Origin of the sequence: Bradyrhizobium sp. WYCCWR 13022 (assembly GCF_030435535.1) — a bacterium.
GTDB lineage: Bacteria > Pseudomonadota > Alphaproteobacteria > Rhizobiales > Xanthobacteraceae > Bradyrhizobium.
Genome location: NZ_JAUIZJ010000002.1, coordinates 1,388,545 through 1,404,194, shown reverse-complemented (window position 1 = coordinate 1,404,194; position 15,650 = coordinate 1,388,545). Strand labels below are relative to the sequence as shown.

Genomic DNA, 15,650 nt, shown 5'->3' with positions numbered 1-15,650 from the left:
GCGCGGGAAGTGCCCTATCGCTTCGTCTCGCCGAACACCACGGTCGGCACCGCGCGGTTGACGACCTCGCGCAAAGCAAAACTCGATTGCACCCTTGCCACGCGCGGCAGGCGTGACAGTTCGGTGCGGTGGATGCGCTCGAAATCCTGGATATCGCGGGCGAGCACGATCAGGATGTAATCGTCGGTGCCGGACATCAGGAAGCAGCGCACGACCGATGGGCACTTCACCACCTCCGCCTCGAATGCCTTCAGCGCCTCGTCGCTCTGGCTCTCGAGCGCGATACGGACCAGTACCGTCGTGGTGAGCCCGAACTGCGCCAGGTCCAATGCGGCCTGATAGGCCTGGATGTAGCCGTCATCCTCCAGCGCCTTCTGCCGTCGCGCCAGCGCCGTGCTGGAAAGGCCGACCTTGTTTGCGAGCTCGGTATGGCTGGCGCGCGCATTGGTCGTGAGTTCCGCGAGAATCGCGAGGTCTTTGCGGTCGAGGGCCAAGGTTTCGATTCCGGCGTCAAAGGGCACTTCCGCGACCGAAACCGGCGCGGGGAGGCCAAAGCTAGCGGATATTTGCACGAAACCAAACTGCCTGCGTCGCTACGATCCCAAGGTGAATCAAAAGGAGACGAGGATGCGCGTCGGTGTGCCCAAGGAGATCAAGGTCCAGGAATATCGCGTCGGGCTCACCCCGGGTGCCGTCCGCGAGTATGTCGCAGCCGGGCATGAGGTAACGGTCGAGACCGGCGCCGGCTGTGGCATCGGCGCGCCCGACGACGTGTACCAGCGGGCAGGGGCCTCCATTGCCGCGAATGCGCGCGACGTCTTCGCGAAGTCCGACATGGTCGTAAAGGTGAAAGAGCCGCAGAAGAGCGAATGGACCCAGCTCCGCGAAGGCCAGATCCTGTTTACTTATCTCCATCTCGCGCCGGATCCCGAACAAGCGAAGGGCCTGCTGGCCTCCGGTTGCACCGCGATCGCCTATGAAACCGTCACCGACGCGGCCGGTCACCTCCCCCTGCTCGCGCCGATGAGCGAAGTCGCCGGCCGCCTCGCCATCGAGGCCGCCGGCGCCGCGCTCAAGCGATCGGCAGGCGGTCGCGGCCTGCTGCTCGGTGGCGTGCCCGGCGTGCAGCCGGCGCGGGTGGTCGTGCTGGGCGGCGGCGTGGTGGGAACTCAGGCCGCGCGCATGGCCACAGGCCTTGGCGCCGAGGTCACCGTAGTCGATCGCTCGATTCCTCGGTTGCGCGAACTCGATGATCTCTTCGCCGGACGTGTACGCACGCGCTTCTCCACGATCGAGTCGGTCGAAGAGGAGGTGTTCGCTGCCGATGTCGTGATCGGTGCGGTGCTGGTGCCTGGCGCCAGTGCGCCAAGGCTCGTCACGCGCGCGATGCTCAAGTCGATGCGGCCGGGCGCCGTGCTGGTCGACGTCGCGATCGACCAGGGCGGCTGCTTCGAGACGTCGCATGCGACGACGCACGACGATCCGACCTACGAGGTCGACGGCGTCGTGCACTATTGCGTCGCCAACATGCCGGGCGCGGTGCCGGTGACGTCGAGCCAGGCGCTGAACAACGCGACGCTGCCGTTCGGTCTGATGCTCGCGGGCAAAGGCTTTGCCGCGGTGCTGGAAAATCCGCATTTGCGCAACGGGCTGAACGCGCATCGCGGCCGCATCACCAACAAGGCGGTGGCCGAGAGTCTTGGGTTGGAGTTCGCGCCTGTTGGGAGTGGGCTGGCGGCATGAAGGCCGTCATTGCTTCGCGACGTTCGCAACAACGATGTGGTGAGGCCTACGCCTTCGTCAGCCTGTACTGTCGCATGTCTGGATCATGCGTCATGCGCCAGTAATCCACGAACCGCCACGGCATCGCCGAGAACACGCGGCCGCTAGCATTGCGGTAGTAGGTGCTCATGCCCGGATGGGTCCAGATCATGGCCTCGTGCTCGGCGTCGACCTTGCGGACGTAGTCGTCGAGTACATCCGGGCGAACGTCGATCGCGGTGACCTCGTGTTCGATCATGTCGGCGAGGCAAGCCGAGATGTAGCGGCTCTGGCATTCCGACTGGAAGATGACGCTGCCGCCGTGCGCCGGACCGGAGTTCGGGCCGAGCATGCAGAAGAAGTTTGGAAAATCGGGCACCGTGAGCCCGAGGAACGCGGTCGGATTGTCGTTGGCCCACGCCTCGCGCAAATTCTTGCCGTGGCGGCCGGTGATGTTGAGGCGCGCCGCCATCTCCGTGACCTTGAAGCCGGTGGCGACCACGATGATGTCGGCGGGGCGGTGCTTGCCGTCGGCGGTGACGATGCCGCTTTCATCGAAATGATCGATCGCCTCGGTGACGAGTTCGACATTGTCCCGCGTCAATGTCTTGAACCAGTTGTTGTCGAGCAGGATGCGCTTGCCATAGGGCGGATAGGTCGGCACGCATTTGGCGATCAGGTCGGGCCGGTCCTTCAGCTCGGAGAGGATGAAGTCTGTCAATTCCTGGCGATGCCGGTCATTGCCCTTGTTGACGGCGCGCTCCGGATGCGGCCACGCGGGATCCTTGCGCAGGAACGGCAGCAGGCCGTCGCCATAGCGCCAGAACATGTTGAAGCGATACCACTGCACATAGAACGGCAGATGGGCGAGCAGCCAGCGCGCGCCTTCGGTGATCGGATCGGAATAGCCCTTCACCGGTCGCGCCCATTGCGCGCTGCGCTGATAGACCGCGACCGAGGCGACGCGGCCTGCAATCGCCGGCACCAGCTGCATCGACGTCGCGCCGGTGCCGATCACCGCCAGGCGCTTGCCGTCGAGCCTGATGTTGTCAGACCACAGGGCCGAATGCAGGATCGTGCTCTTGAAGCTTTCCTCGCCTTTGAAATGCGCGCGCGAGGGATCGTTGAGCTGGCCGATGGCCGAGACCAGCGCCGTGGACTCGAAAGTCTCCTCGCCGTCTTTCGTCTTCAGCGTCGAGATCCAGCGCCGTTCGTCTTCATCCCAGCGCGATGCCTTCAGCTCGGTGTTGACGCGGAGATGCGCGCGAATGCCGTATTCGTCCGCGACTTTCAGGAGGTAGCCGAGCAGCTCCTCGCGCTGGCAGAAATAGCGCGTCCAGGCATTGCCCGAGCCGAACGAGTAGGAATAGGAGTGGTTCGGCGTATCGACGCCGCAGCCGGGATAGCGATTGATCCACCAGGTGCCGCCGAGCTCGGCGTTCCTCTCGACGATGGTGTAGGGGATGCCGAGATGGCCGAGCGCGACGCCGAGCGCGATGGCGCAGACGCCGGCGCCGACAATGAGCACATGCTGTTCGGCGAGATTCTCGTCGGAAGGGCGCCTCGTCCATCGCGCCTCGCGCGCCACAAAGCCCATTTCCTCGCGCATCAGCGGCGCATATTCCGGTGCGACGTTCTCGCCGAGGCAGGCGCGCATCATCTTGAGCAGCAGCTCCTCGCCGGGATCGGTGATGACAGGGTTCGGCGCGCCGTCGGCAAACAGCCTCACCACTGCGGCGCGGATCTCGTCCTGGATATCGCGGGGCACCCCGGCCTCCGGATCGGGGATGAGGCGGATGTCGCGTTTGGGCAGATAGGGGGGCTCGAGCCAGCGATCGTCGCCGGTCATGTGCACCAGCACCATGAGGAGGCAGCGGATGTCGGCCTCCGCGATAGCCGAGGCGAGGTCGAGGGGCTTGCGGGGAGATTCGATGTTCATCGTCTTCTTTTGATCTCCGGGGATCCAGCATCGGACCTGCGGGCGGCGGCACGGTAGTCGACCTGGATGGAATCGTCCATGCGGCGGTATCGGGGCCGGAGCTCTGGTGCTTAAGTAGGGCGAAAGAAGAAAACTATTGCCGCGAGACGGTCCGGCGGAAGGAGTTTCCCCTCCAGGGGCCAAAAACGCCAATCGCTTCCATTGCCGTTTGGGGCCGAAACGACGACATTCCCATCAGGATTTGGTGGATTGACGGCCATGGAACGTACTGGATTTGAGCCCTTCGGCGAGCAGCTGGTGTCCGCAACGGACGCCCAGCCGCAATCTCGCGCCTCAAAGCTGCTGCTGCGCGCCGGCACTACCGTGTTCTGGACGCTGGTTGCGGGCATCGTGCTGGCACGCGCCGCCTTCTTCGAGCCGGGCGTCTATGACAGCTTCAGCCACGTTGCCTCATTGGCCAAGAACCTGCTGTTCTGAGCCCGACTATTCCAGGCTGAGGATAGAACTTCGCTCGGCCCTGATATGTCGAAAACTTATTTCCCATTGGGATCGCGCTGCGTATAAATCTTCCTCCCTTGGGAGAGATTTGTGTCGCAGAATCAAGCATCCAGTCCGACCGACGCCAAGCCGACCACCGCCGCTAGCCGGATCGCCGCGCTGGTCCCTGGTATCCTCCTTTGTATCGCCGTTGCCGGCCTCTCGGCCCTGCTGGAACGAGCCGAACTCGGTGTGTTCGAGCATCCCTATGTCGAGGCGCTGGTGATGGCGATCCTGCTGGGGATGGCCCTGCGCAGCTTCTGGAAGCCTGCCCCCCGCTGGCAGGCCGGGATTGCCTTCAGCGCCAAGCAGCTCCTTGAAGTCGCCGTCATGTTGCTGGGCGCCTCCATCAGCTTTGCCGCCATCGCGGCCTCGGGCATTGCGCTGCTGGCCTCGATCGCGGCCGTCGTCGTGATCGCGCTTTGCGTCTCCTTCGGCCTTGGCCGCATGCTCGGCTTGTCGACGCGGCTGTCGATCCTGATTGCCTGCGGCAACTCGATCTGCGGCAACTCGGCGATCGCCGCGGTGGCGCCGATCATCGGCGCCAACAGCGACGAGATCGCGTCCTCGATCTCCTTCACCGCCATCCTCGGCGTGATGATGGTGCTGGGCCTGCCCCTTCTGATCCCGCTGTTGCAGCTCTCCGCCACGCAGTACGGCATCCTCGCCGGACTGACCGTCTATGCCGTGCCGCAAGTGCTCGCGGCGACGGTGCCGGCGGGCCTGATCTCCACACAGATCGGCACGCTGGTGAAGCTGATGCGCGTGCTGATGCTCGGCCCCGTGGTCATTGCCCTCTCGCTGGTCGCCTCGCGCTGGCAGACCGGTACCAAGAAGGCCAATGTTGGCTTCTTCCGCCTGGTCCCGTGGTTCATCCTCGGCTTCCTCGCGCTGGCGACCCTGCGCTCGCTAGAGATCGTGCCGGGCACGGTGGTCGCGCCGGTGACGAAGATCACTACGTTTCTCACGGTGGTGTCGATGGCCGCACTTGGCCTCGGCGTCGACGTGCGCGTACTGGCCAATGTCGGAGGCAGGGTGACGGCGGCCGTGACGCTGTCGCTGATGCTGCTGCTCGGCATCAGCATCGTGCTGGTGCACTGGTTCAAGTGATGAAGGCAAAGCTGCCGTAGCGTGGGCACAGGCGCGAAAGCGCCCGCGCCCATCACAATCAAATCACATCCGCCAGCGAGTGCCCATGCAGCTCGATGTTGAGCCCCTGCATGCCCATGTCGTTGATCTCGCCGCCCATCGCCTTCAGGCTTTCCTCGCGGATCAGCGACATCAGCCCGCGGCGCAGCGCCAGAAATTCCGACGACATCATCATCGACTGCTGACGCGGCCGCTCCAGGGGAACCGGGATCTCGGCCTTGATCGAGCCGGGGCGGGCGGTCATGCAGTAGACCCGATCCGACAGGAAGATCGCTTCGTCAATGTCGTGGGTGACGAACAGCACCGAGATCTTCAACCGCTGCCACATGTTGGTGAGAATCTGCTGCATGATGACGCGGGTCTGGGCATCGAGCGCGCCAAAGGGTTCATCCAGCAGCAGCACTTTCGGTCCCGTCGCGAGGGCGCGGACGATGCCGACGCGCTGCTTCATGCCGCCGGAGAGCTTTTCGGGATAGTGTTTTTCAAAGGCTTCGAGTCCGGCGAGCCCAAGCAACGTGCGCGCCGCGCGCTCGCGCTGCGAACGCGGCATGCCGCGCATCTTCAGACCGAACTCGACGTTCTCCCGTACCGTCTTCCAGGGAAACAGCGAATATTGCTGGAACACCATGCCGCGCTCGGCGCTGGGGCCGTTCACGCGCTCGCCGTCGACGGTGACGATGCCCGTGGTCGGCTTGAGGAAGCCGGCGACTGCATTGAGCAACGTCGATTTTCCGCAGCCGGAGGGGCCGACGATGGAGACGAACTCGCCGGGCTTCACATGAATCTGCGTGTCCGTAACGGCCTGAACAGGTCCCTCGATGCTCTCATAGCTGAGGGAGAAGTTTTTGACCTCGATATGGCCTTTCGGCTCGCCCGCAAGCATTTCGCTCATCTCGTCGACCTCCACGGCATTATCAGATGCCCCGCGCCCCTGATGAGCACGCTCGATCCCAGTCCGAGGACGCCGATCGCGATCATGCCCAGCGCAATATCGGCATACTGGACCAGCGAATAGGCCTCCCAGGTGAAGTAACCGATGCCGTACTGGCCCGAGATCATTTCGGCGGCGATTAGCGACACCCAGGCGACGCCCATGCCGACGGTGAGGCCGGTGAAGATGTGCGGCAGCGAGGCTGGGAAGTAGACCTCACGGAAGATCGAGCGTTCGCGGGCGCCGAGACATTGCGCGGCGCGCACCAGTACGGGATCGACCAAGGACATGCCGTGCAGCGTGTTGACCAGGATCGGGAAGAACGAGCCGAGGAAGGTGATGAAGACGATGCTCTGCTCGTTCGTCGGCCACAGCATGATCGCCATTGGCACCCAGGCGATCGCCGGGATCGGCCGCAGCACTTCCGCGACCGGGAAGATGACCTCATGCACCAGCTTGAACCGGCCCATGATCAGCCCGAGCGGCACGCCGACGATCGCAGCCAGCGAGAAGCCGATGAAGATGCGCCGGCAGCTCAGCACGACGTGCATCAGGAATTTCGGGTCGTGGATCGCCTTGGTGAAGCTCGCATAGACCGCGAGCGGCGAGGGCACGTTGATGAAGCGCACGAAGAACACGACTCGGTAGGTCGTGAGCAGGTGCCAGACCAAGAGGAAGGCGAGCAGCGAAATCACGCCGATCGCAGTCGCGCGCAGCCGGCCCTGATTCAACCGGTACCAGCGCAGTGCGAGTGTGCCGAAGGAAGGCGGGGTTGCGGGTGAGGTAACGGCGGGCGCGGAGCCCGCCTCTGCAAGTGCTGCTGTTGCCGGCATGCTGTCCTCGGGATGTCTGGCGAGGGCGGGACTGCTCACGTCTTGCCTCCGCTGACTGCCGCCTTCACCGCGTCGTCGAAGCCGAACACCTTGCCGTCGATCTTGGCGGCATAGGCCTCCGCGTCCTTCTTGAGCAGGAACGGGGCTATCTCGCCATTGCCGACCGCGAAGAAGGCCTGGTCGGCGAACAGCTTGATGCCGCGAATGGTGTCGAAGACGTAGGCGACGTTGATCTTCTTGCCCTTGGCCTTGAAGTCGGCGTAAGCGCCGAGTGCGCAGGCAGTGGACGAGAACGGCAGGATGCCGGCGTCGTCCACCCAGACCTCGCCGGCCTTGCGCGGATCGGTGATGGGCTTCTTGCAGAAGGCGTCTTCGCCCGTGATCTCGTAGTTCTTGGTGCTAGCGAGCTGCGCGTCATAGTCGAGCTTCATCTCGGCGTAGGCTTTGCGGATGTAGCTGTCGTCGACCCACTTCTTCGGATCGAACTCTTTCATGCGGCCGAGCTTCTGGAGCACTTTGACGTCCGCCGCGGCCGCGTCGATGAGCGTTGGCTTGATGGTCGGATCGGTGGTCATGTTTCCGCCGGGGCCAAGGAAGATGTAGACGACCTCCTTGTTGATGCCGGTCCATTCCTGGATCTTTTCGGCGGCCAGTTTCGGATCGGCGCGGAGCCACGCATTGGCGGCGATCAGGGCCTTTTCGTAGGCGACGACGACCTCAGGGTACTTCTCGGCGAAGTCGGTGCGCACCACGACGCCGTGGAAGGTCGGCAGATTGGTCTCGACGCCGTCGAAGATCTTTCGCGCAAAGCCGCGGAATGGCAGGAGCTCGGCGAAGGGGACAAAGTCCGCGTGGGCGTCGATCTTCTTCTCCTGAAGATTGGTCGAGCCGACCTCCGGGCTTTGGCTGACGAGTTGGAAGAAGTCGTCTGGGTAACCGCGGTCCTGCATCGCCTTGAGCACCATGCCATGCGCGGCGGAGCCGAACGGCACGCTCACGAGCTTGCCCTTGAGGTCGGCGAGATCGTAATAGGGCGAGTCCTTGTGGACGACGATGCCGTTACCGGAGCCGGCGAGGCTGTAGGCGGCAACTGCAATCAGGCGGCTCTTGCTCTCCGGATTGCTCTCGAAGGTGAAGCCGTTCACGATCAGCGGATAGTCGCCCATCATGCCGATCTGCAGCTTGTTCGCCATCATCGCATTGGTGACAGGCGGGCCCGAGGTGAAGTTTTGCCACTCGATCTCGAATTTGATGTTTGCGTATTTACCTGACGTCGGCAGGTACTTTTCGAGAAGATGAAGCTGCCGCACCACCGTTCCAGCGGTCACCGTGTTGGTCGTGGTGTCCTGCGTTCCGATGCCGAGCGTGACGGTTTCCGCCGAGGCCGGCTGCGCCAGGATTAGGGCGAGCGACGTCACCGACATCGCGATCGAGAGCGTGGGAAGATGGCGGACCATTTTCATCCTCATTCGGTTGGATGTGCTGTGGTTGCCATGATTGGGTGAGGGGGCAGACAGGGCAAATCCGGAATAACGGTCGTAGTCGATTAGTTGCCGGGAAAAGCTGCTTGCATACTCCTTGGGCAGTCCTGCACTATAAAGCCGCTTGCCTGTGCACTGCCCTTGCTCGCAAATTCTCTCAGTCGGATGCGTGGCCGCGCATCTCCTCCAGGACGTCGGTCCGGCAGACCACGATCTGCGAGCGCTTGGTCAGGACGATTCCCTTTTCCTGCATCCGCTTCAGGCTGATCGTGACCCACTGCCTGGTGGCGCCGACCATGTGGGCGATGTCGGCGTGGGTGAAGGCCGCTGCGATCACGCGCCCGTCGGCGTCCTCGACGCCATAGAGTTCGACGAGATGCAAGAGCAGGTGTGCCAGGCGCTGCGTGATCGAGCGCGTTCCCAGCATCTGCGCCAACGCCGAATAGCATTTGCCTTTGAAAGTCAGGCCCTCAATGAGGCCGATCGCGAGGTTAGGGATCTCTGCGGCAAGGGACCGCAATTCCTTTCCGGGCAGATGCACGACGCTGCAATTGCTGGATGCGACGCCGGACCATTGATGCACGGTGCCTTCGAACACTTCGGGCCCGCCGACGAAATTGCCGACATGCCAATAGGCAAGCGTAATCTCGCGTCCAAGGGGAGAAGTGTAGAACACGCGGATGCGGCCGCTCTCGATCAGCCAGATGCCGTCATGCTTGCCGCCCTGGCTGAACAGCGTCTGACCGCGGTTGAGCACCTTTCGCCGGCCCTGCTTCAGCACCAGTTCCCGCTCGCGCGGAGAGAGCTTGTCCATCAAGGGCGGTGGTCCGCCGATCCATTGCTGATTCTCGGTGAGCAGCAGCGAGGAACTGCCCGCAGTCCGGACTGTCGGGGGAACAGCCCCGCGAACCGCACTCGCCGCCTGCAACATCGTCTGCCTCCGGAACGTTCAAATCGTTCTAAAGAGGAGCAATGTCCGTGCCAGATGCGGGGAAGCGGGCGCTCAACGCCCCGCCAGGCTCAGCAGATAGGGTTTGGGGTAAATTCCCCTGTTATGCCCGTCCGAAAACGAGATGTTCAGCCCGTAGCCGAGATCGCCGATCTCGGTGATGGCAATCCCCGGAAATGCCACGGGAAAGCGGCCGTCGAAGCGGGCGCGGGTGCAGTGGGCGCATTTGCAGGAGAGGCGGAGTTGCTCGGCTGGAACGCTGATCGCATCGCCCTTGGTCGTGCGGACGAGGAGCGCTGCGAGATCGGCGCTTGCTTCGCAGTCGGCCACGGTTGGGGCCACCAAAGTCATGGTCATGACGAACCTCCAACACCTTTCTACGTCATTGCCGACACGCGCGGATAGCAACTAATTGCCGGGACCGGTGCGGTTGTGTCTTCGCTGCCTGCTCTTCGATCATCGCTCGCCAAATGTGAAACTAATCGACCGGAAATTTCACTTCCGAATTGCCGGAATCCCGTCTCTTCGAAACTTTGTACGCCGTCGAGGCCAAGGAGAGACCATGAGTGCATTTCAGAAGGAAACTGTTTTGTCGGTTCGCCACTGGACCGAATCCCTGTTCAGCTTCACCGCGACGCGTGATCCCGGTTTCCGCTTCCAGAACGGCCAATTCGCCATGATTGGACTGGAAGTCGAGGGCAAGCCTTTGATGCGGGCCTACAGCATGGCGAGCGCCAATCACGAGGAGGCGCTCGAGTTCTTCTCGATCAAGGTGCAGGACGGCCCGCTGACCTCACGCCTCCAGAAGATCAGGGAAGGCGATATCATCCTGGTCGGCCGCAAGGCGACAGGCACGCTGATCACCGGCAATCTGATTCCGGGCAAGCGCCTGCTGCTGCTCTCGACCGGCACGGGCCTCGCGCCGTTCGCCAGCCTAATCAAGGACCCCGACGTCTACGAGAATTACGAGACTATCGTGCTCGCTCATGGCTGCCGCCAGGTCTCCGAGCTTGCTTATGGTGAGCACGTCGTCGACGGCCTGCGCAATCACGAATTCTTCGGGCCGCTGATCCGCGACAAGCTGGTCTACTATCCGACGGTCACTCGCGAGCCGTTCCGCAACCGCGGCCGCATCACCGATCTGATCGGCTCCAACCAGTTGTTCGACGATATCGGGCTAACAGGCCTCGATATCGAGACCGACCGCATCATGCTGTGCGGCAGCCCGGCGATGCTTGAGGAGCTCCCCGCGATGTTTGCCGCGCGCGGCTTCGTTGAGGGCAATCACAGCCAGCCCGGCCATTTCGTGATCGAGAAGGCCTTCGTCGAGCGCTGAGGCGCAAATCGCGTCCCGGCGACAACTAATTGCTATCGCCGGAAAGTCACCTGAACAAATCTGACGCAAAGGCGCCGGACACGCGGCGAACCAGGAGCAAGTGATGGCACTAGATCAGATCGTCGACGGACTTTCCGAGGTTTCCTGCGACGTGCTGGTCATCGGCGGCGGCACGGCCGGCCCGATGGCGGCGCTGAAGGCGAAGCTGAAGAACCCGAAGGCCAACGTCGTCCTGCTCGAAAAGGCCAACGTCAAGCGCTCGGGCGCGATCTCGATGGGCATGGACGGGCTGAACAACGCCGTCATTCCCGGTTACGCGACGCCGGAACAGTACACCAAGGAAATCACCATCGCCAACGACGGCATCGTCGACCAGAAGGCGGTCTATAAATACGCGCAAAACTGCTACAAGATCATTGAGGAGCTCGACAGCTTCGGCATCCGCTTCCTGAAGAACGAGAACGGCGACTACGCCGTCAAGAAAGTGCACCACATCGGCACCTACGTTCTGCCGATGCCGAACGGCGAGACCGTGAAGAAGGCGCTCTATCGCCAGCTCCGCCGCGCCCGCATCCTGATCTCCAACCGCTACATGGCGACCCGGCTGCTCAAATCGTCCGATGGTCGTATTGCCGGCGCGATCTCCGTCAACACCCGCACCGCCGAGATGCTGGTGATCAAGGCCAAAGCCGTGATCCTCTGCATGGGCGCCGCCGGCCGCCTGGGCCTGCCGACCTCCGGCTACATGTTCGGCACTTATGAGAACGCCGCAAATTCCGGCGACGGCTATTCGATGGCCTATCACGCCGGCGCTGCGCTTGCGAACCTCGAATGCTATCAGATCAATCCGCTGATCAAGGACTATAACGGCCCGGCCTGCGCCTATGTCGCCGGACCCTTCGGCGCCTTCACGGCCAACAACGAGGGCTCGCGCTTCATCGAATGCGACTACTGGTCCGGCCAGATGATGCTGGAGTTCTACAATGAACTCCTGTCTGGCAAAGGTCCGGTGTTCCTCCAGCTCAAGCATCTGCATCCCGACACGATCTCGGAGATCGAATCGACGCTGCACAAGGTCGAAAGGCCGACGCGCGGCCTCTTCCAGCAGGGGCGCGGCGTCGACTACCGCAACGACTCGATCGAGATGCACATCTCCGAGATCGGCTTCTGCTCCGGCCACAGCGCCTCCGGCGTGTTCGTCGACGACAATGCCCGCACCACCGTACCGGGCCTCTATGCCGCCGGCGACATGGCGAGTGTGCCGCATAACTACATGCTCGGTGCCTTCACCAACGGGTCGGTTGCCGGCATCGACGCAATGGAGTTCGCCGACAGTCACGATTTCGCGGACTTTGACGCGGCCGATGTCGCAATGGAGCGCGATCGCGTTCTGGCACCAACGAAGCGGGAGGACGGCATTCCGCCGAACCAGGTCGAGTACAAAACCCGCCGGCTCGTCAACGACTATCTCCAGCCGCCAAAGGTCACCCGCAAATACGAGCTCGGCATGCGCCGTCTCGCCGAGACGCGACAGGACATGCAGGAGCAAATGATTGCGCGCAACGCACATGAGTTGCTCCGCGCGCTCGAAGTGCAGTCGATCATGGACTGCGCCGACATGGCGGTGCACGCCTCGCTCTACCGCGAGGAGAGCCGCTGGGGCCTCTATCACTGGCGCACGGATTTCCCGGAGAAGGACAACGAGAACTGGTTCTGCCACACGCTCTTGTCCAAGCAGGACGGCAAGATGACGAGCGAAAAGCGTGCCGTCGAGCCTTACGTCGTGCCGATCGCCGACGACGAGAAGGACCTCTACGACAAGCAGCGCATCCGCGCCACCGCCTGATCCACCGCACCACAGCAACAGGAGACATCGAATGCCTCTCGCGTCCTATCAGACATCGGTCCCGGTGGTCGTCGACGACGCCAAATGCATCGCCGACAAGGGCTGCACCGTCTGCGTCGACGTCTGCCCGCTCGACGTGTTGCGCATCAGCGACATGACCGGCAAGGCCTACATGGCCTATGACGAGTGCTGGTACTGCATGCCCTGCGAGGCCGATTGCCCGACCGGTGCGGTCACCGTCAACATTCCCTATCTGCTGAGGTGAGCATGTCGAGCCCGTTCGAATCTTACGATGATCTCGAAGATGCCGACGAGCGGCTCCAGGCCGCCGATCCGGCTGAGCGGCGCGTCGCCATCATCGCACTCGGCCATTCCGGCGATCCCGCGGCCGTGGCCCATCTCGCCAATATGGTCGCTGATCCCGATGCCGGCGTGCGCCAGCAGGTCGCAATGGCGCTCGGCGAGTTTGATGGGCCGGAAGCGGCGAGCGCACTGGTGAGACTGCTGGTCGACCCTGAAAGGATCGTCGCCGCGGCGGCGGCCGACAGCATGGCCGAGTTCAAGGACCCGGCCTGCGCCGATGTCATCCTGCCTCTCGTCAAGCACGCCCATGCCTTCGTCCGTATGGGTGCGCTGCGCGCGCTGAAGGAGCTGCGCCGCAAGGACACGTTGAAGCCTGCGCTGGAAGCGCTTCAAGATCCCGATGCCGCGGTGCGCGTGCAGGCGATCGGTGTGATCGGCTTTCTGAAGCTGGAAGAATCCATCCCCGCGCTGACTGCGCTGATCAACGATCCTGACGCTCATGTCCGGCGTGCCGCCGTGAGTGCGCTGGCATTCTCGCAGATGAAGCCTGCGGCCGAGACGATCACCCGCGCGCTCAAGGACGGCGACTGGATGGTCCGCGAGATGGCCGCTGAGACGCTAGGCCTCAACGTCAATGGATCGATCGCGGCCGACCAGTTGATCGGCGCACTCACGGACGAGTTCTGGCAGGTGCGGCTGAAGGCGATCCGCAGCCTCGGCAAGATGAAGGTCGAGCGCGCGGTTCGCCCAATCGGCAATTGCGTCAACCACGAACAGGCCAATTTGCGCAAAGAGGCGGCGGCCGCACTCGGCGAGATCGCTCATCCCGACGGCGAGGCATTTTTGGCCGTCATCGCCGACGATGCCGATCCCGATGTCCGCAAGAACGCGCGCTGGGCGCTCCAGCAGATCGCGGCCCGCAAGGCGCGCGCAGGCGCATAAAAGGCGCGGGCAGGGGCATAGCAGCGGGGCATCCTGCCGCTCTGGACTTCCCCTGCCAGACGTTTATTGGTCTTCGCCAATGGGATCGGCGGCTTGCGAAAGGCGCTGGTCCGAAGAAACAGCGAGGACGCCGGCCATGACGACTTTGACGGTTAGAGATCTTCTCCCCGAGGATGGAACGAAGGGAGCGCTGGTCGGTCGCGTCTGGTTGCCGCAGGCGAACGGTCCGGCCGTTGTCGCCGTGCGAGGCGATAGCGTCTTCGACGTCACCGCAAGGTTTCCGACGGTCAGCGCGCTCTGCGAGGAGGACAATCCGGCCAGGGCGCTTTCCGCGGTCAAGGGCGAGCGCATTGGCGATCTCGACGCCATCGTCGCCAACACGGCTCCCGATACGCGCGATCCGAAGAAGCCTTGGCTGCTCGCGCCGGTCGATCTCCAGACCCTGAAAGCCGCCGGCGTCACCTTCGCGATTTCGATGCTGGAACGCGTGATCGAGGAGAGGGCCAAGGGCAACCCGGCTTCGGCCGAAGCCATTCGCAAGGAAGTGACACGGCTGATCGGCGACGATCTGTCAAAGCTCAAGCCGGGCTCGGACCAGGCGATGCATTTGAAGCAGGTTCTGATCGATCAGAACGCCTGGAGCCAGTATCTCGAAGTCGGCATCGGCCCGGATGCTGAGGTCTTCACCAAGGCGCCGACGATGTCCTCGGTTGGCACCGGCATGGATGCCGGCCTGCATCCGAAATCGACCTGGAATAATCCCGAGCCGGAGCTCGTGCTGTTCGTCTCCAGCCGCGGCAAGATCGTCGGCGGTGCACTCGGCAACGACGTGAATCTACGAGACTTCGAGGGCCGCTCGGCTCTGCTGCTGTCGAAGGCCAAGGACAACAACGCGTCTTGTTCGATTGGTCCGCTGCTGCGCCTCTTCGACGACACCTTCACGCTTGATGATGCGCGCAAGCTCGACATCAGCCTGAACGTGAAAGGCACGGATGGCTTCGTGCTCGACGGTCATTCCTCGATCAGCATGATCAGCCGCGATCCGACCGATCTCGTCGCGCAGACCATCGGCAAAGTGCATCAATACCCTGACGGCTTCGTGCTGTTCCTCGGCACGATGTTCGCGCCGGTCAAGGATCGCGACGCGCCAGGGCAGGGTTTTACGCACAAGCGCGACGACATCGTCACCATCGCGGCGCCCCAGCTCGGCAAGCTGGTCAACCGCATGCGCACCAGCGACGAGTGCGAGCCGTGGACGTTCGGCATCGGCGCGCTGATGAAGAACCTCGCGCAACGGAAGTTGATCTAGCTTCTTCGCTTGTCTGCTGCTTGTGGCAGCGGATCGCACACGTGAATTTCCAAGAGACCATTATGCCCGGGCTTGTCCCGGGCATCTTCGTTCTGTGACCCGCGAGGAAGGCCGTAAGGGGCGGGACTAGCCCGGGTATGGCGTGCTGCTCCACAAAATCGCGTCACCCTAAAATTGTAGATGTGAAAGATTAGTGCTTTGGCGTGTCGCTTATGCTTGGCCCTTGCGCATCCCTGGTCCTTTGTCCAAATAGTAAAATAATATGACTATACGGAAGCGAACTTCCGTGAAATAGTCCCTTCCGCCGCCTCGAAAGCCGGCATGAGGGTGCCAT

At 62.9% G+C, this 15,650-nt stretch carries 15 protein-coding genes; 8 read left to right on the top strand and 7 right to left on the bottom strand.

Features of this window, described 5'->3' with window-relative positions:
- Positions 1–14: 14 nt before the first annotated feature.
- Positions 15–494 carry an Lrp/AsnC family transcriptional regulator gene (locus QY049_RS07810; protein WP_057759127.1) on the bottom strand — a complete coding sequence of 160 codons (480 nt, stop codon included), beginning with the start codon at positions 492–494 and terminating at the stop codon, positions 15–17.
- 133 nt (positions 495–627) lie between these two features.
- Between QY049_RS07810 and ald the strand changes: the two genes are divergently transcribed.
- Entirely contained in the window at positions 628–1,743 is a 1,116-nt protein-coding gene (ald, locus tag QY049_RS07805; protein ID WP_258762332.1) for an alanine dehydrogenase, read from the top strand.
- Between the two features lie 46 nt (positions 1,744–1,789).
- On the opposite strand, the gene QY049_RS07800 is transcribed toward ald, so the two are convergent.
- Positions 1,790–3,700: an NAD(P)/FAD-dependent oxidoreductase gene (locus tag QY049_RS07800; RefSeq protein ID WP_258762331.1), complete on the bottom strand. Its 1,911-nt coding sequence runs from the start codon at positions 3,698–3,700 to the stop codon at positions 1,790–1,792.
- A gap of 258 nt (positions 3,701–3,958) precedes the next feature.
- Here QY049_RS07800 and QY049_RS07795 point away from each other — a divergent pair, with 258 nt between their 5' ends.
- Both QY049_RS07795 and QY049_RS07790 read left to right on the top strand, forming a co-directional pair.
- Positions 3,959–4,177: a hypothetical protein gene (locus tag QY049_RS07795; RefSeq protein WP_194476707.1), complete on the top strand. Its 219-nt coding sequence runs from the start codon at positions 3,959–3,961 to the stop codon at positions 4,175–4,177.
- A 111-nt stretch (positions 4,178–4,288) separates the two neighbouring features.
- Positions 4,289–5,347, top strand: a complete 1,059-nt coding sequence (locus tag QY049_RS07790; RefSeq protein WP_194476706.1) for a YeiH family protein — start codon at positions 4,289–4,291, stop codon at positions 5,345–5,347.
- Between the two features lie 58 nt (positions 5,348–5,405).
- Here the strand turns inward: QY049_RS07790 and QY049_RS07785 are convergent, their stop codons facing one another.
- From QY049_RS07785 to QY049_RS07765, 5 genes are all read right to left on the bottom strand, one after another.
- The gene (locus QY049_RS07785) at positions 5,406–6,278 is read right to left on the bottom strand and encodes an ABC transporter ATP-binding protein (protein WP_301269238.1); all 873 of its coding nucleotides are present in this window, start codon (positions 6,276–6,278) and stop codon (positions 5,406–5,408) included.
- On the bottom strand, positions 6,275–7,189 hold the full coding sequence (locus QY049_RS07780) for an ABC transporter permease (RefSeq protein ID WP_258762330.1): 915 nt from the start codon (positions 7,187–7,189) through the stop codon (positions 6,275–6,277). Before QY049_RS07780 ends, QY049_RS07785 begins: the two co-directional genes overlap by 4 nt.
- Entirely contained in the window at positions 7,186–8,607 is a 1,422-nt protein-coding gene (locus QY049_RS07775) for an ABC transporter substrate-binding protein (protein WP_194476704.1), read from the bottom strand. The genes QY049_RS07780 and QY049_RS07775 overlap by 4 nt, the downstream gene beginning before the upstream one ends.
- A gap of 181 nt (positions 8,608–8,788) precedes the next feature.
- The gene (locus tag QY049_RS07770; RefSeq protein ID WP_194476703.1) at positions 8,789–9,562 is read right to left on the bottom strand and encodes a Crp/Fnr family transcriptional regulator; all 774 of its coding nucleotides are present in this window, start codon (positions 9,560–9,562) and stop codon (positions 8,789–8,791) included.
- 72 nt (positions 9,563–9,634) lie between these two features.
- A complete protein-coding gene (locus QY049_RS07765; RefSeq protein WP_194482784.1) occupies positions 9,635–9,931 on the bottom strand; it encodes a gamma-butyrobetaine hydroxylase-like domain-containing protein in 297 nt (98 codons plus the stop codon).
- Positions 9,932–10,142: 211 nt separating this feature from the next.
- Between QY049_RS07765 and QY049_RS07760 the strand changes: the two genes are divergently transcribed.
- The 5 genes from QY049_RS07760 (at position 10,143) to QY049_RS07740 (ending at position 15,316) form a co-directional block, all read left to right on the top strand.
- Positions 10,143–10,916, top strand: a complete 774-nt coding sequence (locus QY049_RS07760; RefSeq protein ID WP_258762329.1) for a ferredoxin--NADP reductase — start codon at positions 10,143–10,145, stop codon at positions 10,914–10,916.
- 103 nt (positions 10,917–11,019) lie between these two features.
- Positions 11,020–12,762: a fumarate reductase/succinate dehydrogenase flavoprotein subunit gene (locus QY049_RS07755; protein WP_301269237.1), complete on the top strand. Its 1,743-nt coding sequence runs from the start codon at positions 11,020–11,022 to the stop codon at positions 12,760–12,762.
- Between the two features lie 31 nt (positions 12,763–12,793).
- A complete protein-coding gene (locus QY049_RS07750; RefSeq protein WP_008141081.1) occupies positions 12,794–13,027 on the top strand; it encodes a ferredoxin family protein in 234 nt (77 codons plus the stop codon).
- Between the two features lie 2 nt (positions 13,028–13,029).
- The gene (locus tag QY049_RS07745) at positions 13,030–14,007 is read left to right on the top strand and encodes a HEAT repeat domain-containing protein (protein WP_258762327.1); all 978 of its coding nucleotides are present in this window, start codon (positions 13,030–13,032) and stop codon (positions 14,005–14,007) included.
- A 136-nt stretch (positions 14,008–14,143) separates the two neighbouring features.
- Positions 14,144–15,316 (top strand): fumarylacetoacetate hydrolase family protein, encoded by a 1,173-nt coding sequence (locus QY049_RS07740; RefSeq protein ID WP_258762326.1) that lies wholly within the window; start codon positions 14,144–14,146, stop codon positions 15,314–15,316.
- Positions 15,317–15,650: the final 334 nt, after the last annotated feature.

Excerpts from the sequence above, each read along its gene's own strand:
- ald (WP_258762332.1), top strand. The coding sequence starts at position 628 with ATGCGCGTCGGTGTGCCCAAGGAGATCAAGGTCCAGGAATATCGCGTC.
- QY049_RS07800 (WP_258762331.1), bottom strand. The coding sequence starts at position 3,700 with ATGAACATCGAATCTCCCCGCAAGCCCCTCGACCTCGCCTCGGCTATC.
- QY049_RS07795 (WP_194476707.1), top strand. The coding sequence starts at position 3,959 with ATGGAACGTACTGGATTTGAGCCCTTCGGCGAGCAGCTGGTGTCCGCA.
- QY049_RS07785 (WP_301269238.1), bottom strand. The coding sequence starts at position 6,278 with ATGAGCGAAATGCTTGCGGGCGAGCCGAAAGGCCATATCGAGGTCAAA.
- QY049_RS07775 (WP_194476704.1), bottom strand. The coding sequence starts at position 8,607 with ATGGTCCGCCATCTTCCCACGCTCTCGATCGCGATGTCGGTGACGTCG.
- QY049_RS07770 (WP_194476703.1), bottom strand. The coding sequence starts at position 9,562 with ATGTTGCAGGCGGCGAGTGCGGTTCGCGGGGCTGTTCCCCCGACAGTC.
- QY049_RS07765 (WP_194482784.1), bottom strand. The coding sequence starts at position 9,931 with ATGACTTTGGTGGCCCCAACCGTGGCCGACTGCGAAGCAAGCGCCGAT.
- QY049_RS07760 (WP_258762329.1), top strand. The coding sequence starts at position 10,143 with ATGAGTGCATTTCAGAAGGAAACTGTTTTGTCGGTTCGCCACTGGACC.
- QY049_RS07755 (WP_301269237.1), top strand. The coding sequence starts at position 11,020 with ATGGCACTAGATCAGATCGTCGACGGACTTTCCGAGGTTTCCTGCGAC.
- QY049_RS07750 (WP_008141081.1), top strand. The coding sequence starts at position 12,794 with ATGCCTCTCGCGTCCTATCAGACATCGGTCCCGGTGGTCGTCGACGAC.
- QY049_RS07745 (WP_258762327.1), top strand. The coding sequence starts at position 13,030 with ATGTCGAGCCCGTTCGAATCTTACGATGATCTCGAAGATGCCGACGAG.
- QY049_RS07740 (WP_258762326.1), top strand. The coding sequence starts at position 14,144 with ATGACGACTTTGACGGTTAGAGATCTTCTCCCCGAGGATGGAACGAAG.